Raw genomic sequence first — 25,713 nt, 5'->3', positions numbered from 1 at the left:
AATGAAAAAGAAATTTAAATCATTATTGGCAATCTTTTTAGTATTAGCATTTGTACTTACAGGATGTGGAAAATCTAATAAAGATAGCGGAAAATCATCAGATTCTGGTTCTAAACAAGAATCCAGCACTGGTAAAAAGGCAAACGGAGAAGGTAAAGGCAACATAGTCGGAGAACAAATGGGCGGCGGCGTGCTTATTGAAAACGAAGGCGAACCAATTAAAGGTGGAACTTTTAAAGTAGGTATTCCTACAGATTCACCTTTTAAAGGTATATTTAATGTTGCATTACAAGACGATAACTTCGACTGGACAATTATCGGACCTACAATGTACGGTTCAGCAAATGGTGGAGAAAGCATGGAATTGAGAGATTCTGGTGCTGAAAAATTCGAATGGGATGAAAAGGCAAAGACTGCTACTATCAAATTATCAGACTCATTCAAATGGAATGACGGCAAACCAGTTACTGCAAAAGACATTATCATCAACTACTTAATCATTGGACACAAGGATTATCCTGGTGTACGTTATGATGATGATATGATTAACATTGTTGGTATGGAAGATTATCACGATGGAAAAACACAAGACATATCTGGTGTTAAAGAAGTAGATGAAAAAACAGTTCAAATCTCATTCAAAGAATGGAAACCTTCAATCAAATGGGGTGCTGGTATTTGGCACGAACCAACAAACTACGAACAAGTTAAAGACATAGCTATAAAAGATATTATATCTTCTGACCCAATCAGAAAAAATCCTAAATCAGCAGGACCTTTCTATATTTCTAATGTAGTACCAGGACAATCAGTTGAATTTAGTGCTAACGAACACTTCTGGGGCGGAAAACCTAAAATCGATAAAGTTGTAATGGAAGTAGTTCCTACTTCACAAATTTTAGCATCATTAAAATCTGGTAAATACGATTATATCGCAGGTGGAGCACCATCAGATACATTCAAAGAAATATCAGAATTAAAAGGATACAAAGTTGCAAGACAACAAGACATGGCTTACACTTACTTAGGATTCAAACTAGGTAAATGGGACAAAGAAAAAGGCGAAGTTGTTGTAGATCCTAACGCTAAGATGGCTGATCCTAACTTACGTAAAGCAATGGGTTATGCAATTGATAACAACGCAGTTGGTGAAAAATTCTATCAAGGATACAGATCACAAGCGACATCAGTTGTTCTTCCTATATTTAAAGATTACTTTAACACTGAATTAAAAGGATACAATTTTGACCAAGAAAAAGCTAAAAAATTGTTAGATGAAGCTGGATACAAAGACGTAGACAATGATGGAATAAGAGAAGACAAAAACGGTAAACCATTTGTAATTAAATTCGCATCAATGTCAGGTGGAGAAATCGCAGAACCATTGTCAGCATACTATATCCAATGCTGGAAAGAAATTGGATTGAATGTTGAGTTGACAGGCGGAAGATTGATAGAATTCAACGCATTCTACGACAAGCTTAAAAATGATGACCCTGAAGTTGACGTATTCCAAGGAGCTTGGGCTGTAGGTACTAACCCTGACCCATCAGGATTATTCAGTAAGAATGCATCATTTAACTACTACAGATATACTAATCCAGAAATGCAACAAGCATTGGATAAGATAGCTGATGGTAAATCATCTGATGAAGAAAGAGCACAAGCTTACAAAGATTTTGCAAAAGTTATGGAAGACAATGTACCATTGATTCCAACACTTTACAGAGAATCATTGACTCCAATCAACAAGAGAGTTAAAAAGTTTGATACAAGATATGTTCAAGATCTTAACAAAGATGACTTCAGATGGAATCAACTTGAACTTACATCTGAACAACCAATTAAAGAATAATAGTTTTTAAATTAAGTGGGGTGTAATTTTACACTCCACTTTTTTATGTAAAATATGTAAAAATACGTAAAATATAACGTTTTCGTTTATTGACTTATTCTAGCTTATTCATTAGAATATTAGAGAGGTGTAATGAATGAAGCAGAAGAATATTATTGCTGTAGTTTTGATAACTGTAGTAATATTTGTTGGAACTTTTGTAGGATTAAATATTTTTAATTCATCAAAGGCAGAAAAATTAGATAAATTGGCTCACCAATGTATAGTAGATGGTAATTACCAAAAAGCTGTAGATTATTATAGTGAATTATACGATAGAACAAACGATGGATCTTATATAGATAAAAAACGTGAAGCTGTGGAACTTTTATCTTCTAAAAATAATTACGATTATGGCGTAAATTATTTAAAGGAAATGAAGTATGTCGATGCAGCAAAAAGTTTCTTGAAAGTAAGCAACAAAGATAGCGTCAATTATCAAAAAGCGCAACAAAGATTGCAAGAAAGCACACAAGCTGTGATAATTGCAAGTGATTCATTTGCAGAAGATGACAACTTTGATGCAAGTTTGAATATGTTAAACTCATACGCACGTGTAATGCCACACGAAACTATTGTTATCGACAAGATAAAAGAAGTTGAAAAAGCAAAAAATCAATACAATGAGAAAAAACAAGACGAAGAAAAACAACGTGCATTGTCTGAGAAAAAGGAAAAAGAAGCCAGAGAAAAAGCTGAAAAACTTGCCAATGAATCAGCAGAAGAATTAAAGAAAGAAAAAGAAAGCACAAAAAAACCAGAAAAAAAAGATGAAAGTTATGAAACTGATGATAACAAAAGACTTATTGATTTGTGCATTCGTTTAGTTGGCAAAACTTACTTGGTAACTGCAGATAATGCCAAAATATACGAAGAACCAAGCAATAAATCACAAGTGATTTCCTCAATTCCTATGGGAAGTGAAGTGTACATTTATGAAGCAAAACCAGATTCAGGTCAAAGAGTATGGTGCCATGCGATAATAAAAAGTGCAGATTCACTAAAATCATACGACGCATGGATATCATCAAACAACTTAGAAATTAACGATTAAGCTCTCAATAATGAGGGCTTTTTGCACATTGCAAACCTTCATGCACGAACATCGGACTCCAAAAATTTGTGATTTCTAAATTTCAATATTCTAAAATCCGTAACTAGCATTCGCTCAAACAGACGGATTTTTCAACGAAGATTTTCAATTTGAAATCAATTAAATTTTTATCGTATGATGTTCTTAGCATTACGGTTTGCAAGTTATAATTGAAACTGCTCTCAATAATGAGGGCTTTTTTAGTAGAAAGGGGTGTGTTATGGATTTAAATTTTTTGCATTTTGATTTGGATGCTTTCTTTGCCTCTTGTGAAATTCTGGATAATCCGAAGCTAAAACACGTCCCAATGGTTGTCGGTGGAAGAAGTCAGAGGGGAATAATTACTACTGCAAATTACGAAGCGAGAAAGTACGGTTTGCATTCTGCGATGCCAATATTTCAAGCGAAAAAGATCGTTCCAAATCTTGTTATAGTACCCCCGGATTTTGAAAAATACAGAAGAAACAGCGAGAAAGTTTTCAAGGTTTTGTCGGCATTTTCGACTAAAATTCAAAAGATGAGTATAGATGAAGGTTGCATGGATATTTCTCATATCGATATGGATAGGTTGGAACTGGCAAATCTAGTCCAAGAAAATGTCAGGATAAAAACGGGATTGTCTATCTCTATAGGAATTAGCTACAATATGAGCCTTGCAAAGCTTGCGTCAGATTGGAACAAGCCTCATGGAATCAAAATTATCACACAGGATGATATTCCAGATATTTTGATGAACTTAAATGTTGGTAAGATTCAAGGAATTGGTAGAAAATCTGAGGAAAAACTAAATAATATTGGGATAAAAAAAGTATGCGATTTGTATGATTTATCCAGAAATAATTTGAGAGAATTATTTGGTAAATTTGGCGAAGTGATTTACGATAGAATTCGTGGTATTGACGATAGACAGTTGGATTTGTCAAGAATTAGAAAATCTATTGGCGTTGAGTACACTTTTGAAAGAGATTTGAGAAATTACAATGAGTTACTAAAAAAAGCCAGTGAATTCAGCGAAGAATTGGCGGAAGATCTTCATAAGAAAAATATTAAAGCGAAAACAATTAGGATTAAAATAAAGCTTAGCGATTTTTCGGTGATTACAAAATCAATGACTCTTGATGAATACATTAGTGATGTCAAGGATATTTACAGGATTGTGAAGTATCTTGTGGTTAACACTAAAATTGAAAAGCCTGTCAGACTTTTTGGGATTACTGCTGCAAACCTTAGCGACACGACTTTCGAGCAGTTAAAATTTTTATAGTAAAAAACTTTGCATAATACCTTGCAATATTTACTACTGTGTATTATAATGTAATCAGGAGGTAAGGTATGAACACACAATTAAAAAAAGGGATTTTAGAATTATGTGTCTTATCGGTTATATCTAAACAAGACAGCTACGGATACGAAATTATAGATCAGATAAAAGATAAGATACCAATGAGCGAAGGAACAATTTATCCTATGCTTAGAAGATTGAAAAACGACAAATACTTGGAAGATTACACTGAACAATCAGAGTCAGGTCCATCTAGAAAATACTATAAGATAACAGACGAAGGAAAAACTTATTTGCACTCACAACTTGAAGATTATAAAAAATTGGTTGAAAGTGTTAAGACCTTGTTAGAGGAGGGTTTTTAAATGAATAAAGAACAATTTATGGAACTTTTAGATTATTATTTCAGAAATGTCGACGAAACAACTTACAGAGAAATAAAGAATGATTACGAAGAACATTTTAGAATCGGCGTTGAAAACGGAAAAACTGAAGAAGAGATTTCAACTGAATTAGGTAATCCAAGAGAGATATTCAACGAATGTAAAGAAGCTGGAATCATCAGAGAAAACAACTTATTCGGTATGTTTAACTTGGATAGCATTGGTGATTTCTTTAATTCCAAAATTTTTGACCAATCCAAAGACAAAGACTATGATTTGTCACAACAAACATTGGAATTCGACAATGATTTCCACAGAATTGAAGTTAAATCGAATGCGGACATAGATGTGTCAACTCACGAATTGGATAAAATAATCGTAACTTACACTACAACTGATGAAACACAAAAGTTAGATGTAGATTATATGAATCACGTGTTGAAGCTTGGTAAAGTTAAAATGGAAAAATTCTTCCAAAAAAGTTTCATCAAATCAATTTCTATCAAAATTCCACAAGACAGTGATTTGGGACTAAACATCGCCACAGCAAGTGGAGATGTAAATGTAGATGTTATTAGTAATGATGTTACTTGCAACACTTCAAGTGGTGATGTAAATATCACTACACAATCAAACAATGTAAATGTCAACACTGCAAGTGGAGATGTTCAAGTTTCCAAATGCAAAAAAGAAATTTATGTTAATACTGTAAGCGGTGATGTGAAGGTGAATTCTGAAAATCCAGAAATCACAGTGAACACTGTAAGTGGAGATATCGAAATCGATGTGAACGAAAACAAAGATTTGAATGTGAGGGGTGTATCTAGCGATATCAATATCCATATCAAAGAAAAGAAAGGTTCTATAGAACTTAGAACTGTTAGCGGTGAAATTCAAATTGATAGTTACTACAAAGATAGTTCGAAAAAAATCAGTAAATCTCACGACCAATCATTCTCAAATGATGAAATCGAAATAAGTGCTGCAACAGTTAGTGGAGATATTACTGTAGATTAGAATTTAAATAGACTGCAATGATTTTTCGTTGCAGTTTTTTTATTGTAAATTTACAGTTAAATATTATTATAACGTAAAAAAAACATTGAAAATATGATAAAATAGAAGGTAATATGGAGGAATAATAATTTTGAAAATAATAGTAACTTGCGCATTCGGTTTGGAGAGTTTAGTCAAAAGACAACTTTTGGATATGGGCTATGAAAATTTGAATGTAAACGACGGAAGAATAATGCTTGAATGCGATGAAAAAGATATCGCAAAATTAAATATAAATTTGAGATGTGCAGACAGAGTTCTAATCGAATTGGGTAATTTTAAGGCTGTATCATTTGAACAACTTTTTAAGGGCGTTGAAAAAATAAATTGGTTAGATATTTTGGAAGCGGATTCTAATTTTATTGTAGAAGGCAGAAGTTACAAATCAAAATTATTTTCTATTAAAGACTGTCAATCGATTACAGAAAAGGCGATTATTAAATCTCTTCAGAAAAAATACAAGGTGGATTGGTTCTCAAAATCCAAGGGGAGATTTAGGATTGAAGTTAGTCTTGTAAAAGATATTTGTTCGATAACTTTGGATACCTCGGGAGACGGACTTCACAAAAGAGGCTACAGAGAAGAATCAGTTCTTGCCCCTATAAGAGAAAACTTAGCAGCAGGAATTATCGATTTGTCATTTGCAAACAGCGACAGACCTCTTGTGGACTTGTTCTGTGGTAGTGGAACTTTTGCGATAGAAGCTGCGAGAAAATTCAGAAATATTGCACCAGGGATTGACAGGAAATTCGATTTTATTAACTTTAATGATAAATTCAACGATGCCTACAAACAAGAGCGTACCAAAGCCTTGGAGAGCATTGATTACGATAAAAAGATAGATATTTTCGCTAGTGATGTGGACGGCTCAGCGATTGAAAAAGCAATAGCAAATGCGGAAAATGCTGGAGTCAGGGAGGATATTAGATTCGTGACGAGAGATTTCAGAAATGTTGTGTTAAATGATAATTACTTCGTTCTAATATCTAACCCACCTTATGGAAAAAGGCTTGGCGAAAGACAAGAAGCCGAGAAAATTTATAAGGATTTGGGAATTAAAATGGCGAAATTCAAGACCGCCTCACAATATATAATCACAGATTGCGAAGAGTTTGAGAAATTTTACGGCAAAAAAGCATCTAAAAATAGAAAGATGTACAACGGAAATATGAAGTGTTATTTGTATCAATATTTTGGTCCGAGACCTAAATAGGAGGAGATATCCTTGGAGAAGAAATCAAGTGAAGATGTTAGTGATTTCAAAGGATCTGATTACGAAGTTCTAAATTCTATGAAGGATTTAGTTAGAGTAATAGATAAAGATGGGGTAATAATATTTGCCAATACTAGCATGATAAAATCTATGCCTATCAATCCAATAGGAGTGAATTGCTATTTGGATTATAGTGAAGATTTTCCAAAATGTTTGGCAGATAGGAAATACCGTTTGAACAGCACTATCAAAGAAAAAAGAAAAATAAATGGCGTGGATTATTCCATAACTTCTTCTCCAGTTATGGATAAAGATGGAGAAGTGGTAAGTACTGTCGAGGTTTTCAGAGATATTTCAAAAGAGGTCAAAACTCAGATTGATTTGATTAATGCGAACAAGGACATCAAGGATGAAATCATATTCGCCAAGCACATTCAAAGCAAAACTTTGCCTAGTAAGGGTGAGCATGTTGGTTTGGATTTGGATTACAGCTATATTTCATCTAGGGATTTGTCTGGAGATATCATCGATTGCATAGACATTGACGAAAGATTTGTAGGAATTTACATCGCAGATGTTGTGGGCCATGGGATTGCGGCATCTATTCTGACGATGTTTATCAGACAGACAATGAGGTATTTGGTAAGTAGAATTACAGATTCTAGACCGAAAAGAGTGCTGAAGGATTTGAATACCACATTTACTGAACTTAATTTATCGGTAGACAAATATTTTACGATTTTTTATGGATTATACGATAGAAAACTCAAAATATTTTCATATGCAAATGCTGGTCACAATGGTATTCCATTTTTGATTTCCAATGATAAATTAGAAGAATTAAAAGTTACAGGTCATCCCATCTCTCCAATGTTTGAAGGAGTTGGGTTTGACCAAAGAGATATATTGGTCTCCAGTGGTGATGAATTAATTATGTACACTGATGGGATAACTGAAACTAGAGGATTTGACAACGAATTTTACGGCGAAGAAAGACTAAAAAGAGATTTAATGAAAGTTCCAGACAGAAGAATTGAATATGTGCTAAGCGAATTGAATTCTTTTAGGTTTTTGGAACAGGATGACGATATTGTTCTAGTGAGTTTGAAGGTTCTATAGGAGGAAATATGTTCAAGCTAGATTTTTCAAATACGACAAGTCATAATTCTGTGGATACTTTGAGGACAGAATCCGTAAATGCTTTAGAAAAGCTTTTAAATAAATCCTGTGAAGGTAAGGAATTCACAGGATGGATTGATTTGCCTAAAAATTACGACAGAGAAGAATTCGAGAGAATTAAAAAATGTGCTAAGAAGATAAGAGAAACGTCTGATTGTTTAGTTGTCATTGGAATCGGTGGAAGTTACATGGGAGCTAAGGCGATTGATTATGCGATGAGCGATTATTTTGAGAAATCGGGCATCGAAATCATCTACGCTGGTTTCCAATTGTCTTCTACGTATTTGGCTGAACTTTTGGATTATTTGAAAGACAAGGATTTTTGTGTAAATGTAATTAGCAAATCGGGAACTACTACAGAACCTGCAATCGCTTTTAGATTTATAAAGGAATTAATGGATGAAAAATACACAAAAGAAGAACAAAAGAGCAGAATTTTCGCCACTACTGATAAACAAAAAGGTGCATTGAAAGAATTGTCTGATATCAATGGTTATGAAACTTTTGTAGTGCCAGATGACATCGGTGGAAGATTTTCCGTTCTAACTTCTGTTGGATTGTTGCCACTTTGCGTAAAAGGATTGGACATTGATCAATTGATGGTGGGTGCAGCAAATGCAATGGAAGATTTTACAAAACTTGATTACGAATCAAATTTTGCTTTGCAATACGCTTCATTTAGAAATGATATGTATCGCAATGGAAAAGATATTGAGATACTTATTAATTACGAAATGAGATTAAAATATTTTTCTGAATGGTTCAAGCAATTATTCGCAGAATCGGAAGGGAAAAACAACAAAGGAATATTCCCGATGATGTGTAATTTCACGACTGATTTGCATTCAGTAGGTCAAATGATTCAAGATGGACAAAAAAATGTATTTGAAACTGTGATTTCAGTAGAAAATCCACGCAAAGATTTGTATATAAAATCCGATGCTGATAATTTGGATAATCTGAATTATTTGAGCGGTAAATCAGTGGATTACGTGAATAAGATGGCTATGCAAGGAACGCTTAATGCGCACTTGTCGTCAAATGTTGAAAGTGTTGTCGTGAAAATTGATGAGATTAATGAAGAAAATCTAGGATATATGATTTATTTCTTTGAAATGAGTGTAGCAATTTCGGCGCTTGTTTTGGGAGTGAATCCTTTTAATCAACCGGGAGTTGAAGAATACAAGAAGCAAATGTTTAAATTATTAGAAAAGCCGGGTTATTAATATGAAAGAGAATTTAAAGAAAATAGTTTTGTACGAGAAAAGCTACGAAATTTCGAAAATAATATTGATTTTATTGACATCTGTTTTATTTTTGAAATTTGCTAAGGTAGACCATGTTTTTGTTAAATCGTTTTTTATAACTGTATTTTCATTCGTGCCAATAATAGGAGCGGGAGTGTATTTTATTCCAGCAATCATTCTTAATTTATTAGAATCAAATACACTCAATTTGGCGATTTATGTGTGGTTGTTATTGGCAGTAATATGTATTAACAGAATACTCTACAGTGTTTTTTATGATTTGCCGTTTGATTACAGCCCAATATTTTATGTTATTATGGGAATGATTTTGTATTTGATATTTGGCAAATACATATTGATGGTGTTTAGTTTGTTTGTTTACGGAATAAACGTGTACAACAATTACAACAAGTACAAGAAAACAAAAGCTTTTTACAATAAAGCTTTGTTCAATTTCATTGATTTGAAACAAATTATTCAAGAAAATTAGAATGCGGAGGAAATTGTGGAAAAATTATTGATTGCAAGAGGAAACGAAGATATCGAACTTCTTTCAAATAAAGTAAATCAACATGGGCTTATCGTAGGAGCGACTGGAAGCGGAAAGACAGTTACATTAAAAGTGTTGTGCGAATATTTCTCCGATTTGGGAGTGCCAACTATTTTGTCAGACGTTAAGGGAGATTTGTCAAACTTAGCATCGGTTGGTGAAATGAACGATAATCTTAAATCTAGACTAGATGAAATGAATATCACTGATTTTAATTTCAAAAACTATCCGGTAAATTTATGGGATGTTTACGGAGAAGCTGGACTTCCATTGAGAGTTTCAGTTTCTGAAATGGGTCCGATTTTGTTATCGCAAATTTTGGATTTGAACGATACACAAGCTGGAATTTTGAATATTGCATTCAGGGTTTCAGATGAGGAAGGACTATTGTTGTTGGACATAAAAGATTTGCGTTCTATGCTTAATCATTTGTCAGACAACAGGGAAGTTTATTCAAAAAAATACGGAAATATCACAACTCAAAGTATCAGTGCAATCATGAGAAAATTATTGTACATCGAAGATATGGGTGCAGATAAATTCTTGGGAGAACCAAGTTTGGATATAAGAGATTTGATGAAGACAGATTCTGATGGACGCGGATTTGTGAATATAATTTCTGCTGCAAGACTTATTAACGACAAAAACTTGTATTCGATGTTTTTGTTGTGGCTATTGTCAGAACTTTTCGAATCACTACCAGAAGTTGGAAATCCAGAAACCCCAAAACTTGTGTTCTTCTTTGACGAAGCACATTTGTTATTCGATAATGCAAACAAGATGATAATGGATAAAATTGAACAAGTTGTAAGACTTATTCGTTCAAAAGGTGTGGGAATATTCTTCATCACACAAAACCCACTAGACATCCCAGATTCGATTTCTTCGCAATTAGGAAATAGAATTGTGCATCAATTGAGAGCTTTCTCTCCAAAAGAATTGAAGGCTGTGCAAAAAGTTTCTGAAACTTTCAGAGCAAACGCAGATATGAATGTAAAAGATGAAATTGTAAACTTAAGAACAGGTGAAGCGTTGATTTCATTTTTGGATGAAAAAGGAGCACCAAGTATAACTAAAAAAGGACTTGTACTTCCACCACACTCATCGTTTACGCCACTTTCTCAATCAGACGTGGATTATATTGTGAAAAACTCTGATTTGCATCAAAAATATTCACAATCAATCGACAGAGAATCTGCTTATGAAATACTGCAAAAAAAATTGCAAAATCAAATCAAAGAAGAGCCGGAAAAACAAACTAAGAAATCTAAAAAACAAGAAAAATCTCCGATAGAAGATTTCGCGTCTAAAAGCATCAACTCCATGCTTGGTAGTTTTACAAGACAAATCGGAAGAGATATAGCGCGTGGAATTTTCGGGTCAATAAAAAAAAGCATAAAATTTTAATAAACCTCCCAGAAGGGAGGTTTTTAAATGTGCTAAATTTTATTTTATAGTTTTTCAGCGACTAATACTAACGGTCTAGAATTTTCCTTATCAAAGTCTGCTTTATTAAATCCTCCGTATATTTTTATATTCTCAAAACCATTTTGTTCTAAAAGTGATACTAATTCGTCAGATGTTATTGGGAATAAATTAACGTCGTTTTCAATGGATTTATCACCGGCTGTCATAACTGTGTTAAATCGTATAAAATCACCATTTCTGAAATATTTTCGTACAAATTCCACTTTTTCGTTTTTGATAGTAGGAAGATCTCCCAAGTAATCATCATCTACTTGTAAAAATGGATGGAAGTTAATGATTTGAATTACAAGATTTCCTTTTGTGTCTAACTTGTCGTAGCATTTTTTCAAGAATTCATTTATTTTTTCTGAAGAATCTAAGTGTACCAAAGAATTTCCAATGCAATAAATCAAACCGAAATTATCTCTCAACTTGTCGATATCTAGCATATTCATACATTTAGCATCGATTTTATTTTCATTAATCGCTTTGTTCACAAACTTTTCTTCCAAATCAATCCCCATCACATCAAATCCATCATCTTGAAGTCTTTTCGCAACTTTTCCGGTGGCACATGCTACATCCAAGATTTTACCGTGAGCAAGTTCTTCTAAGAAACTAATTTGTTTATCATTTGGCTGGAAAATATCTTCGTAATTATCTGAAATTGAATCGTAAAATTTACTCATATCATCACCTCTAATGTATTTATACCCAAAAGAATGTTACAATTTTATAAAGTTGTCATAATTTTGTAATAATTTCAAATCCTGTGATATAATTAGATAAATGAGGTGGAAACTTGATACGTAATAATCACGATAGATTTCTAGAAGAAAAAAGAAGGCGCGCAGTAAAACGAAGGATTGTGTTTTCAGTATTTCTTTTAGTAATTCTATTTTCAATCATAAAAGTAAAAAACGATAGACAAGAGCATGCAGTTGAACAAAAACAAGCTGAGATAGCTCAGGAGAAAAAAACTTCCGTACAACAAGACTCCAAACCCGAAGAACCAGTGGAAAAAGAGAAAACTGATGAAGAAGTTTTTGAAAAAATCAAAAAAACTGAAAATATTTACCAAAACACATTTAAGAGAAATGAATTGTTGCACAATTTGGAAGTTTACGCTAAGTACAATCCTAATGCAAAATTAGTGATGAAAAACGCTGATGACATTCATCCATCTCTTTTAAAACTTGCTGGTAATAACTACACTGCAGTTAATTTCGTGGCGAAAACAATTGATTCTACAATTAAAAACGACTATTCATATCCAGAAAACGCAAATAATTCAAATGTGCCATTGTATTTGCAGTGGGACAAGAGATGGGGTTATGAAAAATACGGCTACGGAATTATAGGTTTTACTGGATGTGGCCCTACAAGTTGCGCTATGGCGATGTCGTATTTGAAAAACGATCCTTCAATCACTCCTGCAAAAATAGCAGAAGAAAGTGATCGCAACGGATATTCGTCATCTGAAGGAACAAGCTGGGGATTTTATCCTTATATCGCAAGGAAATACGGATTGAAAGCTGTGCAAATGGATGCGAATTATAATGTTATAAAAGAGAATATAAAAAAAGGAAATCCGATTCTAATTTCTGTAAGACCTGGTGATTTCACACAAACGGGACATGTTATGGTGATTTCGGGAATAGATTCAAATGGCAATATTATAATTAACGATCCGAATAGCTTTACTAATTCACAAAAATCATGGAAATATGACAGATTACAACCACAAATCAAAGCGATGTGGGTGTTTAGTAATGGAGTATAAATGAAAAAATACACAAAATACAAAAAAGATCTTGAATATTCTTATACAATGGGACCTTTTCCAACTTATGAACTTATTGAAAATAAGGCTGATATTGTTGAGGAGGTCTTAATTTCTGAGGATTTCAATGACACAGAAAAACTGATAAATATATTGAATGATAAGAAAATTCCCTATACGATTTCAAGTAAACAAATAAACAAAATTTCATTAAAAGATAAGGAATACGTGATTGGAGTTTTCAAAAAGGAAAAATCAATATTACAAGAAAAAAACCACATAATTTTGGACGGAATAGACAACATGGGAAACTTAGGTACTATTATGAGAAGTATGCTTGCATTTGGATATAAGGATTTGGCTTTGATATCAAATACGTGTGATGTTTACAATCCTAAAGTTGTCCGTGCCAGTATGGGGGCTTTCTTTAAATTGAATATACAAAGATTCGATAATTTACAAGATTACAAGAAAAATTTCCCAGAAAATAAGATTTATTCGTTTTTGTTAGATGAAAGTTCAGATGAACTTGGCGATGTGAAGTTCGAACAACCATTTAGCTTGGCATTTGGAAATGAAGGGGCAGGGCTTCCAAAAGAATACTACAATGAAAATAAGATTTTCATCAATCAATCTAAGGATGTGGATTCCTTGAATTTACCGATAGCTTGTTCTATTGCAATGTATCAATCGAGGGCGATTTAATGAAGAGGGTTTTTGTATTTGATTTGGATGGAACGTTGATAGATTCTATTGAGATGATAAATAATTGTTTCAATTATACTACTAAAAAATTTGGGCTTAAACCTGTAGAAAAGGAAAAATTTAATTATTTTCTTGGAGATGGACCTAAAATTTTGGTGGAAAAATCTCTGGATTATTTAATAGAGCGCGATAATTTGGATGAAGCAGTGATTAATTCGAAATTTTATGAAATCTACGACAGCTATATTGAGTATTACAACGGATATGACGATAAGAAAACGCAGATGTATCCATACATTAGAGAAAGTCTGGATAAATTAAAAGAAATGGGCGCACTTGTTTGCGTATGCACGAATAAAACTCTTCCAGCAGCGGAGAAAATTTTGAACAATTTATTTCCACAAGGCTATTTTGATTATGTGTCTGCATTGGAAGATGAAACCAAAAGAAAGCCTAATCCATTTTTGCTAGAAAAAATCGTGGAAGATTTGGATATTAAAAAAGAAGAGATTGTATATTTTGGAGACACTGATACAGATATTGAGACGTGTAAAAATGCGAATGTAACAAGTGTCGGTGTTGAATGGGGATTTAGAGAAAGAGAAGAACTTGTAGAATCGGGAGCAGATTTTGTGATTTCTGATCAAAGAAGGATAGTTGATTTTTATGGAGAATTACCAAAAAATATTGGATAAAACAATTGAAAATCTAAATGGAGGAGAAACACTTCTTCTTCACAGTTGTTGTGGGCCTTGTTCCAGTTATGTTTTGGAATATTTGTCACAGTATTTTAAGATAACTATTTTGTTTTACAACCCAAACATTTCTCCGCAATCTGAGTTTGATAAAAGAGTTGTGGAGCAGAAAAAAGTCATCGCAAATACAAAAGCAAAATATCCTATTGACATAATTGTTGACAAATACGATCCAGATGAATTTTACGAAAGAGTTGCTCCTTATAAGGATTTGGGAGAAAAATCACAGCGCTGTTATGAGTGCTATGATTTGAGAATTGATAGAACTTTTGAGATTGCAGATGAGATGGGTTTTGATTTTGTAACGACGACGTTATCGGTTAGCCCTCATAAAAACAGCCAATGGATTAATGAAATCGGAGAAAAATTAGAACAAACACACAAAACAAAATTTTTGCATTCTGATTTTAAGAAAAAAAATGGCTACAAAAGATCTATTGAATTGTCAAAGGAATTTGATTTGTATAGGCAAGATTACTGCGGATGCGTTTACAGTAAGAAAGAAGCAGAACAACGACATAATAATGATTGATTGAATCGGTGATTTTTATCGCCGATTTTTTTGTGAGAAATTTTCAAAACAAAATTGATAATGGTGTTAAGTATTTGTATCGGCTAAAGTTGTTTGATATAATTAAATAAAGGAGATTTTATGAATTTTGAAAAAAATGTAATGGTTAAGAAATATAACGATGGAGTTATAGAAGAAGTAGAAGATGTTATTCTTAGAGAATTTTTGTTGGATATCAATATTAATTCCAAACCGATTGTTAAACTTTTATGTATTGAAAAGGATTTACAAGAACTTGTGACGGGATATCTTATCACAGAAAATATTGTAAGGCCAGAAGATATACAAAACGTAGATATACGTATTGATGGAAATATTTGTAATGTAGAGTTGAAAGATATCGATAACACTCCAAGTCACGTGACTACAGAAAGTGGAGATTACAAAAATGTTCCATACAATTTTACAAACAGAGATGAAAAAGTCACTCCGATTGATTGGGACGAAGAAACGTTGTTGAAGATTTCCAATTACAATTTATCGGGATCGCAGTTATTCAAAGAAACTGGCAATGTGCATTCTGTTGTTTTGGCAAAAGGAGAAGAAATAATCTGCCAATGTGATGATATTGGAAGATACAACGCTTTTGACAAATCTGTGGGAACAGCTGTATTGAAAGGCGAAAAATTATCCGATCTGATTGCATTTACATCAGGGAGAATTCCTTCATCAATTGTTCAAAAATGTATCAATTCAGGAATTTCTGTCATAGTTTCTAGAAGTGCACCAACGGATATTTCTTTGGAACTAGCAAGCAAATATAATTTGTCCGTAATCGGCTTTTGTAAACAAAGTCGTTTAAATATTTATAGGGATTTTAGGAAGAAGGATTAGTTATGAAAAAATTAGCGGATTTTTTGTATGCCATTATGGCAGGGGCATTTATTGCTATGGGCGGAGTTGTGTTTTTGAGCCTAGACAATAAAATCGTTGGAGCATTTATGTTCAGTTTGGGACTTTTTGCTGTGTGTACTTTGAAGTACAATTTGTTTACGGGAAAAGTTGGATATCTGTTCTGTAATGATGTGAAAACTTATTTGCCATGGTGCTTGATGGTGTGGGTTGGAAATTTAGTTGGTAGTATTATCGTAGCGGAATTGGTTCGTCTTACAAGAGTTGCTCCAGGAATTATCGAAAAATCCACGAAATTGGTTCAAGTAAAAGCAGACGATACTTTGATTAGTTTGTTTGTTTTGGGTATTTTCTGTAATATTATGGTTGTTCACGCTGTGGATCAATACTTAAACAATCCTCACGAAATTGGAAAATATTTGGGAATTGTAATGAGCATTATGGTATTTATCCTATGCGGATTTGAACACTGTATTGCAGATATGTTTTACATTCAAATGGCAAGAATGTGGAATTCACAAACAATTATCGCTCTAATTGTCATTACTTTGGGTAATGTATTGGGCGGAATTTTGATTCCAACAATGAGAAATATCAACACAAAATTAAAAAACGAATAAGGTTGAATTAATGTTATTACAAGTAGAAAAAGCAAAGGAAATTCTTAGAGAAACACAAAAAAAAGCATCTGATATTGAAGAAATTGATATCGATGATGCTTATAACAGAGTTTTGGCGGAGGATGTGTTGGCGAAGTTCAACAATCCTCCTTATCCAAAAAGTGCAATGGATGGATATGCTGTAAGTAGCAAAGATTCTGACAAATTATCGAAAAAGAAAATTATTGGAACGAATTTTGCTGGAGATTGCAATGATTTTGATTACGAAGAAAATACTTGCGTGAGAATAATGACAGGTGCATTCGTACCACGAGGCTACGATGCAATCGTAAAACAAGAAGACTGCGAAGTAGTTGATGATTTTATTGAAATCAAAAAATCTTACAAGCCTTTTGATTACTACATCAAAGAAGGCGAAGATGTGTCCAAAGGAGATTTGTTAATTCCTAAAAACACGAGGATTTCTTCAGTTGATTTATCGATTTTGGCTTCAAATGGTTATGCAAAAGTTAAAGTTTATAGGAAATTAAAAGTAGCGCTATTGTCGACAGGATCTGAATTGTTGTATCCTGGAGATGATTATACTCCAGGTAAAATCTACAGTTCAACTACTTTTACATTGAAATCTATTCTAAAAAATTCAGGCGTAGAAGTTGTCGAACAAAAAAACTGCATGGATGATGAACAATCAATTATAAAAGAAATAAAAAATCTAACACAAAAATCAGATATCGTTATAACAACGGGCGGAGTTAGTGTTGGTGACAAAGATTTAATGGAAACCTGCATGAAACAAATCGGAGAAGTTTTGTTTCATAGAATTGCCATGAAGCCTGGAACTCCAGTGATGGCATCAAAAGTAGGTGACACAATCGTTCTGTCGTGTTCTGGAAGTCCGTTTGCAGCTTTTTGTAATTTTGAAGTTTTATTTTGGGATTTGTACAATAAATATTATGGATTAAGTGTAAAACAATTTGAAAAAGGAAAAGTTGTAAAAGGATCGATGAAACCTTCGAAGCTTCAACGATACGTCAGATGTTTTGTAAAAGATTCTGAGATTACTATCTTTGATAAGCACAAAAATTCCATGCTACAAGATTTGACTAATTGCAATGCGCTTTTACTTCAAAAACAAAATGAAAGCTTGGATGTGGGTTCAAGCGTGGATTATATATATTTGGGTGAAATATGAGAGTTTCTGTAGGAATATTGGCTGGTGGAAAAAGTGTGAGAATGGGTCAAGACAAATTTGATTTGAACTTTTACGGTCACACTTTTATAGAGGAATTAATAGATAGGTTCAAAGATTTTGAAGTAATTGTTTCATCCAATACAGCCGATTATTCTCCAATTAAAACTGTAAAGGACACTTATATTGATGCGGGACCTTTGAGTGGAATATTGGAGATTTTGAAAAATTCTACAAATGAATATGTATTTGTAACTTCTTGCGATATGATAAATGTAAAATCTGATTTGGTGGATTTTGCAGCATCTATCGCAAGTTTTTCAGATGAAGCTGTAATTTTTGAAACAGATGAGAGATGCTATCCTACTTGCGGGATTTTTTCAAAAAAAATAATTCCTATTTTGGAAGAAATGCTTGAAAGTAAAGATTATCGTGTGATGAATTTGGTTAAGAAAATCGATGCGAAATTTGTTAATTTGAAATACACAATTTTTGAGGATGAATTTGTTAATATTAATTATCCAGAAGAACTGAAACAAAATACAACACCTTTGATTTGTATTTGTGGCAAAAAAAATAGTGGCAAGACTACTTTTATTAAAAAGCTTGTTTACGAATTGAAAAAAAGAGATAAAACTTGCTCGGTAATTAAACACGATGGGCACGATTTTGAACTTGATTTCAAAGATACTGACACTTTTTATTACAAAGAGTACGGCGCTTGTCAGACCTTGATTTTTAACGATAAATACTTTAAATTAGATGGTAGGAGTAAAAATATTTATGATTTGATCAAATTATTAGACGATGTTGATTTGATTATTATCGAAGGAATGAAGGATTCAGATTTCATTAAATACGAATGTACTCTTACAGATGATTTGGTATGTAGCGATGTGAACAAATATGGAATTATCAGCGACAGAAATTTTAGTGGGTTCGATAATTTCGATATCAATAATCCATCAGAGTTTACAAACTACATTATCCAAAAATTTAAAATTTAGAAGGTATTTATGGAAAATATTTTGTGCAATATGATAAAAATCAATCGTGGAAATGATGTTTTGGTTTTAGATAAAGTAAAAAAATACGGCTGGGAAGGGTTAACTTTTCCAGGAGGTCATGTCGAAAAAATAGAATCTATAACTGAATCTGTCATTAGAGAAGCGAAAGAAGAAACTAATTTGGATATTGAAAATATAAAATATGTTGGAATGATTAGCTGGTACGACATGGGCAACGACGACAGAATTGTCGGATTTTTGTATGAAACTGACGATTTTTCTGGAGAATTGGTAAAAGAAAATGTCGAAGGGACATTGGAATTTATAGATTACGATGAATTAAAAAACATGGATGGACATAGCGATTCTATGGGTGAAATTTTCGCTATTTACGACGGGGAATATTCTGAAATCGTGCTTTATTATGAAGATAATAAATGCGTAAAAAAGGAGTGTTATAAATAGTGAGAAAAGCTAAAGGAATGATGTTCGCCATTATTTCGGCGTTGATTTTCGGATTTACGCCAATAATGGTCAGAGAAACGTTGAGTAATGGAAGTAACGTAATAATGACTTCTTTTTTGAGGGGGTTTTTCGTAATTCCATTTTTGATTATTTCATTGAAAAGCAGAAATGTTAGCCTCAAAGTTACAAACCAAGAATTGAAAAAACTAATTTTGATGTGTAGCATTGGTGGTTGCATTACAATGACAATGCTTTATGCTTCGTATCAATACATTTCCGTCGGCCTTGCAACATCCATTCACTTTATTTTTCCGACGATTGTAACGGTGTATTCGGTTATGTTCCTAAATGAAAAGATGACGAAATACAAATTTATCTCACTGATTGCATCTATAATCGGAGTAATTTTACTAGCGAACAATGTCGGTGGAAGCAGTAATTTTCCATTGGGAATGTTCTTGGCAGTGGCATCTGGTTGTACTTATTCTTTTTATTTGATTTATATGGATGTATCCGGACTTAAAAACATGGACAGTGTCAAAGTTACATTTTACAATTGCACAATTAACTCAACGATGCTTTTGGTATTTGGGCTTATTACTGGAGATTTTACATTGTCTTTATCAAGATATGCGTGGATAATTGCATTTGTGATTTCGATATTGGTTTCAGTATTTGGCACATTATTCATTCAGCTGGCAATAGTAAACGCAGGTGTCAGCACATACACGATTTTTTCGACTTTAGAGCCAATTACATCTGTAATATTGGGAATTATTTTATTTAACGAAACTACAGATCCAAGAAGATTGCTTGGCTGTTTTATGATATTTATGTCAGTGATGATACTGGCAGTTTCAACGAGATTTCAAGAAAGAAAAGCAAAGGGAAGTGTAAATAATGGATGATGTTGAAAGATTGAAACAAATTGTAGAACAAAGTGACAAAATCGTGTTTTTCGGTGGAGCAGGAGTGTCCACTGCATCTGGAATTCCAGATTTTAGATCAGCAACGGGACTTTACAACAAGAAAAACGACAGCGATTTTTCACCGGAATATATGTTAAGTCACGAATTTTTCGTGACACGCCCTGATTTATTTCAAAACTATGTTCTTGAAAATTTAATTATTGAAGGAGTTAAACCGAACAAAGCACATTTATCACTTACAAAATTAGAAAGAGCAAATAAACTTCTAGGAGTTATTACTCAAAATATCGACAGCTTAGATAAAATGGCTGGAACGAAAAATATCGCAGAAATTCACGGTAATTTGAGAGATTATTATTGTGTAAATTGTGGTGCAAAATACGATTTGGATTATTACAAACAACAAAGACCATGCAAATGTGAAAAATGTGGAGGTGTTGTTCGTCCAGATGTTACATTGTACGGAGAAGTTCCACCGCAAAGGGAATTTGCAAAAGCTATCAGTTGGATTAACAAAGCAGACACGATGATTGTAGCCGGAAGTTCACTTGTCGTGTATCCTGCAAGTGGTCTTATCAATTATTTTAGAGGAGATAATTTGATACTAATTAATCTAGATCGTACAAGCTACGATAATATGGCAAATATCGTGATTCACGACGATATTGCAAAAACTTTAGAATATGTGACGAGGGATATAGATGAAAGATAAAATCAAAAATTATTTGCAAAAAGTGTACGGAGTTGATTTTTTGTCGAAAACTATGATAATAGTTGCTCTGATACTTTCTTTGATTAATTTAAAATTTAAAAATAGAGTTGTAGAAATCATCACAATGATTTTGATTGTTTATTTCGGAATTTTCAGAGTTTTTTCTGTTAATAAATATCAACGTATGATTGAGAATCAAAAATTCTCAAAGGCTGTAAAACCTATGACTGATTTTTTTGAAAAATACAAAATCAGAGCCGCAAATTCCAAGGACAAGAAGTACATTAAATGTCCTAACTGCAAAAAAGAAATGAAAATTCCAAGAAATAAAGGAAAAATCAAAGTAACTTGTCCTCATTGTGGGCATAAATTTGTAAAAAAAAGTTAATAAAAATGAGAAAATCTATTATTGAGTTAGTCGCTTGATAATAGATTTTTTTGTGTTTTTATTTGATAAATTATTCGGATAAAATTAATAATTCGAATTAAAATTGTATAATTGGCTAAAATTTTATGAGTTTATGTATATATATTACATATAATTGACCACATGAACAATAAATGTTATCATTAAAAAAATTAATTAGGAGGAGCAAACGATGATAAAAATTATATCAGATTCAGCTTGCGATTTGAAAAAAGCCTATACGGAACAAAATAATATAGGAATTGTTCCATTTAACATAATAATAAACGAAGTTACATCACTTAAAGACAAAATAGAAATACAATCAGAAGAATTATTGGAGATGATGAAGAATGATTCGCAATTTTTTGCGAAAACTTCTCAGCCAAGTCCTGACGATTACAAAATCGAATTTGAAAAGGCAGCAAAACAAGGTTATGACATAATATGTTTTACTATAACATCTGAACTAAGTGGGTCTTACCAATCAGCAGAAATTGCCAAGAGAATTATTCAAGAACAGTATGATGTGGATATCAGGATTGTTGATAGTTTATCGGCATCTCTTGGACAGGGGATTTTAATTAAAAAAGCTGTAGAAATGATGAGGCAAAATAAGTCGTTGGATGAGATAGAAGATTATGTAAACAAAATCAAATTAACCGGTAAGATTTTTTTGTTAGTGGACACTTTAAAATATCTTGAAAAAGGTGGGAGAATTAGCAAATCCAAAAGATTAATAGGAAATGCACTAAGTCTAAAACCTATACTGAAATTGGAAGATGGTAAATTAGACATTGTGGATAAAGTTATTGGCAAGAAAAGAGCCATAAAACATTTGCTGAAATTGATTAAATCGGAAAAAAATAATGCACATAAAGGCAATGAATTTTTCGTGGTACATGCAGACTCAAAACAAGAGGCTAGTGAAATATACGATGAATTAAAAACTGAAAATAATATACCTTTTGATATCGAATTATTATCTCCAGTTTTAGTTTGCCATTCGGGAAATGGCAGCATTGCTGTTGGAATTGTAAACACTGAAGTTTAATCTAAAATTATATATAGAAATTTTAAATAAATAATAGTGCGTTTTTTATAACGCATTATTTTTTTGCTCAAATATAGATTTTGTTAACTCCGATTTAATTAGAAAAAGTTTTTTGTTTCACGAACATTTCATAAAACTATCGTAATATAATATCAGATCACACGAATGCGTGTTATCTAAATATGAACTTAGATATTTTATGGAGGAAATTATGAGAAAAAATGTATTAAAAGGAACTACTTTGCTACTAGCATTGTGTTTTAGCGTTGGAGCAGTTGGATGCCAAAAATCTAGTGGAAATACGGGAAAAGAAACTAAAGTGGTAAGTCCAAAAGAAGCGGGAATGAAGGGTGATAAAAGCGGTGAAAATGAAAAATTCAAACCTGCTGATTATTCATTACAACCAAAAGATGAATTTGTATATGAGTTTTTGGGATTGAAGTTCAAGCTTTCAGAACAAGTTAAAAAAGATATGAAAGACAAGAAGATTGCGATGTTGGATGAACAAAGTCCTATCGACAAGGAATTGAAATACGCTATGCTTACTTTCAGCAAATTAACTGAAGAACAAAAAAATGCAGTAGTCGAAAAAATGGGTGATGGATACGAAAAATGGCAAAAAGAACTTGAAAGAGTGGGTTCTATTGGAATGTTTGACAAAAATATGACTGAAGCTGAAATCGCCAAAATCACAAAATGCGATAATAACAAAAAATTAGGTGAATCAAAAGACGGTAAGTTTGCTTACTACATAAGTTCAAAAGGTAAAATGGATGAAGGTTTTGCAAAAGAATTTGCTAAAACTCAAATTGATATTATAGACAAAAAACCACGTCCTGAAAATGGATTTGTATTATCTGAAAAAACTGATTTGGAAAACACAGAAGCATTCGACAAAAAATCTGTTAAGGGTTTGAACAATTTATCCACAAAAGACATCAATGGCAAAGATTTCTCAAGCAAAGATTTTTCAAAATACGACCTTACAATGGTAAATGTATTTGCCACTTGGTGTAGTGCTTGCGTGAATGAAATTCCTGATTTGAGTGAGGTTCAAAAAGAAATGAAGTCCAAAGGCGTAAACATCGTCGGAGTTGTTACAGATACTGTGGACGATAATGGTACTAATAATGAAGCATTGAAAAAGGCAAAACTAATTCAAGAAAAAACAAAAGCTTCATATCCATTTTTAATGCCAGATAAATCAAACTTCAACGGCAGATTAAACGGAATACAAGCAATGCCAGAAACTTTCTTTGTCGATAAAAATGGAAATATTGTAGGAGAAACTTATTCTGGTGCAAAATCAAAAGAAGAATGGAAACAAGTTATCGAAAAAGAATTAGCTAATTTAAAAAATAAATAAAATTAGGTGATTTAAATGTACAAAAAATTTATTCATAGCCGTATATTTTCAGTTACGATTTTATTTCTGTCTATTGGGATGATTTATTACGGTTACAACAACGGCGAAGTAAAAGTTGTTTTGGATAAGGCTATAAGAATTTGCATGGAGTGTATTGGAATTGGATAAGATTAAAGATTTACTAAGCTTTGGAACGAAGAAAAACAGATATAAAATAATGGATAATTTCAGACACGCTTTCCAATCGCTGTGGTTTTTGATTACAAATTCTTATGTAGAAGGTTTTAAAACCGGAAAGATTTACAGTGGAAATCTCAAGAAAATTTGCGTTCCGGGGATGAATTGCTATTCCTGCCCCGGAGCGAAAGGCTCTTGCCCGATTGGTTCATTACAAGCTGTAATTGGAAACTCTAATTTTAAGTTTAGCTATTACATAGTAGGATTTTTATTTTTCATTGGAGCTTTGATGGGAAGATTTGTGTGTGGATGGTTGTGCCCGTTTGGATTGATTCAAGATTTGTTATACAAAATCCCTTTTTTCAAAAAGATAAAAACTTTTAAATACGATAAACATTTGAGAAAATTAAAATATTTTATTTTGCTAATTTTTGTAATAATTTTGCCGATGTTTGTGGTGGATATTTTGGGACAAGGTTCTCCGTATTTTTGCAAACTGATTTGTCCGATAGGAATGCTTGAAGGAGGAATTCCTCTCGTATTACTCAACAAAAGTATGAGAGGAGCGATTGGATTTTTGTATTATTGGAAGGGAACTATTCTGATACTTACGATTTTACTTTCAATAATGATTTACAGACCTTTCTGCAAATATATTTGTCCTTTGGGTGCGATTTATTCATTTTTCAATCCGATTTCTATTTTTAAATATAGATTGGACAAAGACAAATGTATTAGTTGTGGAAGGTGTAAGAAAGTTTGCCAAATGAATGTGGATCCTACGAAAAATTGCAATCATAAGGAATGTATTAGATGTGCAAGATGCAAAAATGCCTGCCCTGTTGATGCGATAAGCTGTGGAATAAGAGATAAAAATTAATACTCAAAATCATTTATAGAAAATTTCAATAAATGAATCTTGGAATTTGTTGTGTCTGTATGATACAATGTTATCGAAAAGATTTTTAGGAGGAATTTATAGTGAAAAAACTTTTATTAACATTAGCTTTAGTATCAGCTTTAACTGTTACTGGATGTTCAAATAATTCAGATAAACCAGCTGACAATAATACTAAAACAGAAGAAAATGCTGAAAAACCAGCAGAAAAGACTGAAGAAAAAACTGAAGAAAAAGCAGCCATAAAAGAAATGAAAGGCGCTGATCTTGAAGCAATCGAACAAGACAAGAAGAAAAAAGAAACTGTATTGGTTGTTGACGTTAGAAGCAAAGAAGAATACGACCAAGGTCACGTTAAATGGGCTATCAATATGCCAATCGACACTTTTGAACAAGAAGTTTCTAAGTTAGATGCTTACAAAGATAAAGCTGTAATTACAGTTTGCAACACTGGAAAGAAAAGCCAAAAAGCTGCTGAAATTTTAGTAAATAACGGATTCAAAGATGTTACAAACGCAGAAGGCGTTAAGAAATTTGAATACAAATTAGTTAAATTCGCTAACATTTTACCAGAAGATTTAGTAAAAGCTTCCGAAGATACTAACAACGTAATAGTTGATGTTAGGGATAAAAAAGATTATGATGCAGGTCATATCAAAAATGCAATTAACATTCCATTAGATGAAGCAGATGCAAGATTATCAGAAATTCCTACAGATAAACCGGTTTACACTTATTGCTATTCTGGAAATAAATCTGGTCAATTAGCACAAAAACTAATTGACAGAGGAAACAAAGAAGTATTCAACTCTTTAGATGGAACTAAAGAACACGATTACGAATTAGTAAAATAGTTTTTT

General features: G+C 32.6%; 28 protein-coding genes. 27 read left to right on the top strand and 1 reads right to left on the bottom strand.

All coding sequences use genetic code 11. The annotated features are described in order from the left end of the window. Position 1: 1 nt before the first annotated feature. The 10 genes from ABDJ34_RS06335 to ABDJ34_RS06290 all read left to right on the top strand — a co-directional run bounded on the left by ABDJ34_RS06335 (position 2) and on the right by ABDJ34_RS06290 (position 11,304). A complete protein-coding gene (locus ABDJ34_RS06335; RefSeq protein ID WP_412701759.1) occupies positions 2 to 1,855 on the top strand; it encodes an oligopeptide ABC transporter substrate-binding protein in 1,854 nt (617 codons plus the stop codon). Positions 1,856 to 1,991: 136 nt separating this feature from the next. Beyond that, the gene (locus ABDJ34_RS06330) at positions 1,992 to 2,948 is read left to right on the top strand and encodes an SH3 domain-containing protein (protein ID WP_412701758.1); all 957 of its coding nucleotides are present in this window, start codon (positions 1,992 to 1,994) and stop codon (positions 2,946 to 2,948) included. 259 nt (positions 2,949 to 3,207) lie between these two features. Continuing rightward, positions 3,208 to 4,251 carry a DNA polymerase IV gene (locus tag ABDJ34_RS06325; protein WP_094205237.1) on the top strand — a complete coding sequence of 348 codons (1,044 nt, stop codon included), beginning with the start codon at positions 3,208 to 3,210 and terminating at the stop codon, positions 4,249 to 4,251. 68 nt (positions 4,252 to 4,319) lie between these two features. Next, a complete protein-coding gene (locus tag ABDJ34_RS06320; protein WP_094205238.1) occupies positions 4,320 to 4,634 on the top strand; it encodes a PadR family transcriptional regulator in 315 nt (104 codons plus the stop codon). Beyond that, positions 4,635 to 5,669, top strand: coding sequence for a DUF4097 family beta strand repeat-containing protein (locus tag ABDJ34_RS06315; RefSeq protein WP_002835631.1), 1,035 nt, complete (start codon positions 4,635 to 4,637; stop codon positions 5,667 to 5,669). A gap of 130 nt (positions 5,670 to 5,799) precedes the next feature. Continuing rightward, on the top strand, positions 5,800 to 6,921 hold the full coding sequence (locus ABDJ34_RS06310) for a THUMP domain-containing class I SAM-dependent RNA methyltransferase (protein ID WP_304066398.1): 1,122 nt from the start codon (positions 5,800 to 5,802) through the stop codon (positions 6,919 to 6,921). A gap of 12 nt (positions 6,922 to 6,933) precedes the next feature. Next, a complete protein-coding gene (locus ABDJ34_RS06305) occupies positions 6,934 to 8,040 on the top strand; it encodes a PP2C family protein-serine/threonine phosphatase (protein ID WP_094208196.1) in 1,107 nt (368 codons plus the stop codon). A gap of 8 nt (positions 8,041 to 8,048) precedes the next feature. Next, entirely contained in the window at positions 8,049 to 9,326 is a 1,278-nt protein-coding gene (locus ABDJ34_RS06300) for a glucose-6-phosphate isomerase (RefSeq protein ID WP_353316536.1), read from the top strand. A gap of 1 nt (position 9,327) precedes the next feature. Next, entirely contained in the window at positions 9,328 to 9,837 is a 510-nt protein-coding gene (locus tag ABDJ34_RS06295; protein ID WP_412701757.1) for a hypothetical protein, read from the top strand. A gap of 15 nt (positions 9,838 to 9,852) precedes the next feature. Continuing rightward, the gene (locus ABDJ34_RS06290) at positions 9,853 to 11,304 is read left to right on the top strand and encodes a helicase HerA-like domain-containing protein (RefSeq protein ID WP_412701756.1); all 1,452 of its coding nucleotides are present in this window, start codon (positions 9,853 to 9,855) and stop codon (positions 11,302 to 11,304) included. A gap of 44 nt (positions 11,305 to 11,348) precedes the next feature. Here ABDJ34_RS06290 and ABDJ34_RS06285 read toward each other — a convergent pair whose 3' ends face one another. Further along, entirely contained in the window at positions 11,349 to 12,053 is a 705-nt protein-coding gene (locus ABDJ34_RS06285) for a class I SAM-dependent methyltransferase (RefSeq protein ID WP_412701755.1), read from the bottom strand. Between the two features lie 113 nt (positions 12,054 to 12,166). Here ABDJ34_RS06285 and ABDJ34_RS06280 point away from each other — a divergent pair, with 113 nt between their 5' ends. The 17 genes from ABDJ34_RS06280 to ABDJ34_RS06200 all read left to right on the top strand — a co-directional run bounded on the left by ABDJ34_RS06280 (position 12,167) and on the right by ABDJ34_RS06200 (position 25,707). Further along, positions 12,167 to 13,147 (top strand): C39 family peptidase, encoded by a 981-nt coding sequence (locus ABDJ34_RS06280; RefSeq protein ID WP_412701754.1) that lies wholly within the window; start codon positions 12,167 to 12,169, stop codon positions 13,145 to 13,147. Beyond that, complete coding sequence (locus ABDJ34_RS06275; RefSeq protein WP_412701753.1) at positions 13,148 to 13,852, top strand: TrmH family RNA methyltransferase; 705 nt, start codon at positions 13,148 to 13,150, stop codon at positions 13,850 to 13,852. Next, the gene (locus ABDJ34_RS06270) at positions 13,852 to 14,547 is read left to right on the top strand and encodes an HAD family hydrolase (RefSeq protein WP_412701752.1); all 696 of its coding nucleotides are present in this window, start codon (positions 13,852 to 13,854) and stop codon (positions 14,545 to 14,547) included. Before ABDJ34_RS06275 ends, ABDJ34_RS06270 begins: the two co-directional genes overlap by 1 nt. After that, the gene (locus tag ABDJ34_RS06265; RefSeq protein WP_412701751.1) at positions 14,519 to 15,139 is read left to right on the top strand and encodes an epoxyqueuosine reductase QueH; all 621 of its coding nucleotides are present in this window, start codon (positions 14,519 to 14,521) and stop codon (positions 15,137 to 15,139) included. The genes ABDJ34_RS06270 and ABDJ34_RS06265 overlap by 29 nt, the downstream gene beginning before the upstream one ends. Before the next feature lie 120 nt (positions 15,140 to 15,259). Then, entirely contained in the window at positions 15,260 to 16,012 is a 753-nt protein-coding gene (fdhD, locus tag ABDJ34_RS06260) for a formate dehydrogenase accessory sulfurtransferase FdhD (protein WP_412701750.1), read from the top strand. Positions 16,013 to 16,014: 2 nt separating this feature from the next. Further along, positions 16,015 to 16,650 (top strand): formate/nitrite transporter family protein, encoded by a 636-nt coding sequence (locus ABDJ34_RS06255; protein ID WP_412701749.1) that lies wholly within the window; start codon positions 16,015 to 16,017, stop codon positions 16,648 to 16,650. A 10-nt stretch (positions 16,651 to 16,660) separates the two neighbouring features. Continuing rightward, complete coding sequence (locus tag ABDJ34_RS06250; protein ID WP_412701748.1) at positions 16,661 to 17,842, top strand: molybdopterin molybdotransferase MoeA; 1,182 nt, start codon at positions 16,661 to 16,663, stop codon at positions 17,840 to 17,842. Further along, positions 17,839 to 18,846 (top strand): molybdopterin-guanine dinucleotide biosynthesis protein B, encoded by a 1,008-nt coding sequence (gene mobB / locus ABDJ34_RS06245; RefSeq protein ID WP_412701747.1) that lies wholly within the window; start codon positions 17,839 to 17,841, stop codon positions 18,844 to 18,846. Before ABDJ34_RS06250 ends, mobB begins: the two co-directional genes overlap by 4 nt. Positions 18,847 to 18,855: 9 nt before the next feature. Beyond that, a complete protein-coding gene (locus tag ABDJ34_RS06240) occupies positions 18,856 to 19,311 on the top strand; it encodes an 8-oxo-dGTP diphosphatase (RefSeq protein ID WP_412701746.1) in 456 nt (151 codons plus the stop codon). Next, the gene (locus ABDJ34_RS06235; protein WP_316532430.1) at positions 19,311 to 20,219 is read left to right on the top strand and encodes a DMT family transporter; all 909 of its coding nucleotides are present in this window, start codon (positions 19,311 to 19,313) and stop codon (positions 20,217 to 20,219) included. The genes ABDJ34_RS06240 and ABDJ34_RS06235 overlap by 1 nt, the downstream gene beginning before the upstream one ends. Next, the gene (locus tag ABDJ34_RS06230) at positions 20,212 to 20,952 is read left to right on the top strand and encodes an NAD-dependent protein deacylase (RefSeq protein ID WP_412701745.1); all 741 of its coding nucleotides are present in this window, start codon (positions 20,212 to 20,214) and stop codon (positions 20,950 to 20,952) included. The genes ABDJ34_RS06235 and ABDJ34_RS06230 overlap by 8 nt, the downstream gene beginning before the upstream one ends. Further along, entirely contained in the window at positions 20,942 to 21,340 is a 399-nt protein-coding gene (locus ABDJ34_RS06225; RefSeq protein WP_353316524.1) for a zinc ribbon domain-containing protein, read from the top strand. Before ABDJ34_RS06230 ends, ABDJ34_RS06225 begins: the two co-directional genes overlap by 11 nt. Before the next feature lie 211 nt (positions 21,341 to 21,551). After that, positions 21,552 to 22,412, top strand: a complete 861-nt coding sequence (locus ABDJ34_RS06220) for a DegV family protein (protein WP_412701744.1) — start codon at positions 21,552 to 21,554, stop codon at positions 22,410 to 22,412. A 211-nt stretch (positions 22,413 to 22,623) separates the two neighbouring features. Next, the gene (locus ABDJ34_RS06215; protein WP_412701743.1) at positions 22,624 to 23,778 is read left to right on the top strand and encodes a TlpA family protein disulfide reductase; all 1,155 of its coding nucleotides are present in this window, start codon (positions 22,624 to 22,626) and stop codon (positions 23,776 to 23,778) included. Positions 23,779 to 23,793: 15 nt separating this feature from the next. Next, the gene (locus tag ABDJ34_RS06210; protein WP_353316522.1) at positions 23,794 to 23,946 is read left to right on the top strand and encodes a CD1871A family CXXC motif-containing protein; all 153 of its coding nucleotides are present in this window, start codon (positions 23,794 to 23,796) and stop codon (positions 23,944 to 23,946) included. Beyond that, positions 23,939 to 24,835, top strand: a complete 897-nt coding sequence (locus ABDJ34_RS06205) for a 4Fe-4S binding protein (RefSeq protein WP_353316521.1) — start codon at positions 23,939 to 23,941, stop codon at positions 24,833 to 24,835. The genes ABDJ34_RS06210 and ABDJ34_RS06205 overlap by 8 nt, the downstream gene beginning before the upstream one ends. A gap of 101 nt (positions 24,836 to 24,936) precedes the next feature. Next, positions 24,937 to 25,707, top strand: coding sequence for a rhodanese-like domain-containing protein (locus tag ABDJ34_RS06200; protein ID WP_412701742.1), 771 nt, complete (start codon positions 24,937 to 24,939; stop codon positions 25,705 to 25,707). Positions 25,708 to 25,713 lie beyond the last annotated feature (6 nt).

The sequence above is a fragment of the Finegoldia dalianensis genome, from assembly GCF_046255015.1.
Classification (GTDB): Bacteria; Bacillota; Clostridia; order Tissierellales; family Peptoniphilaceae; genus Finegoldia; species Finegoldia magna.
This window is presented reverse-complemented; position numbering and strand designations above follow the sequence as displayed.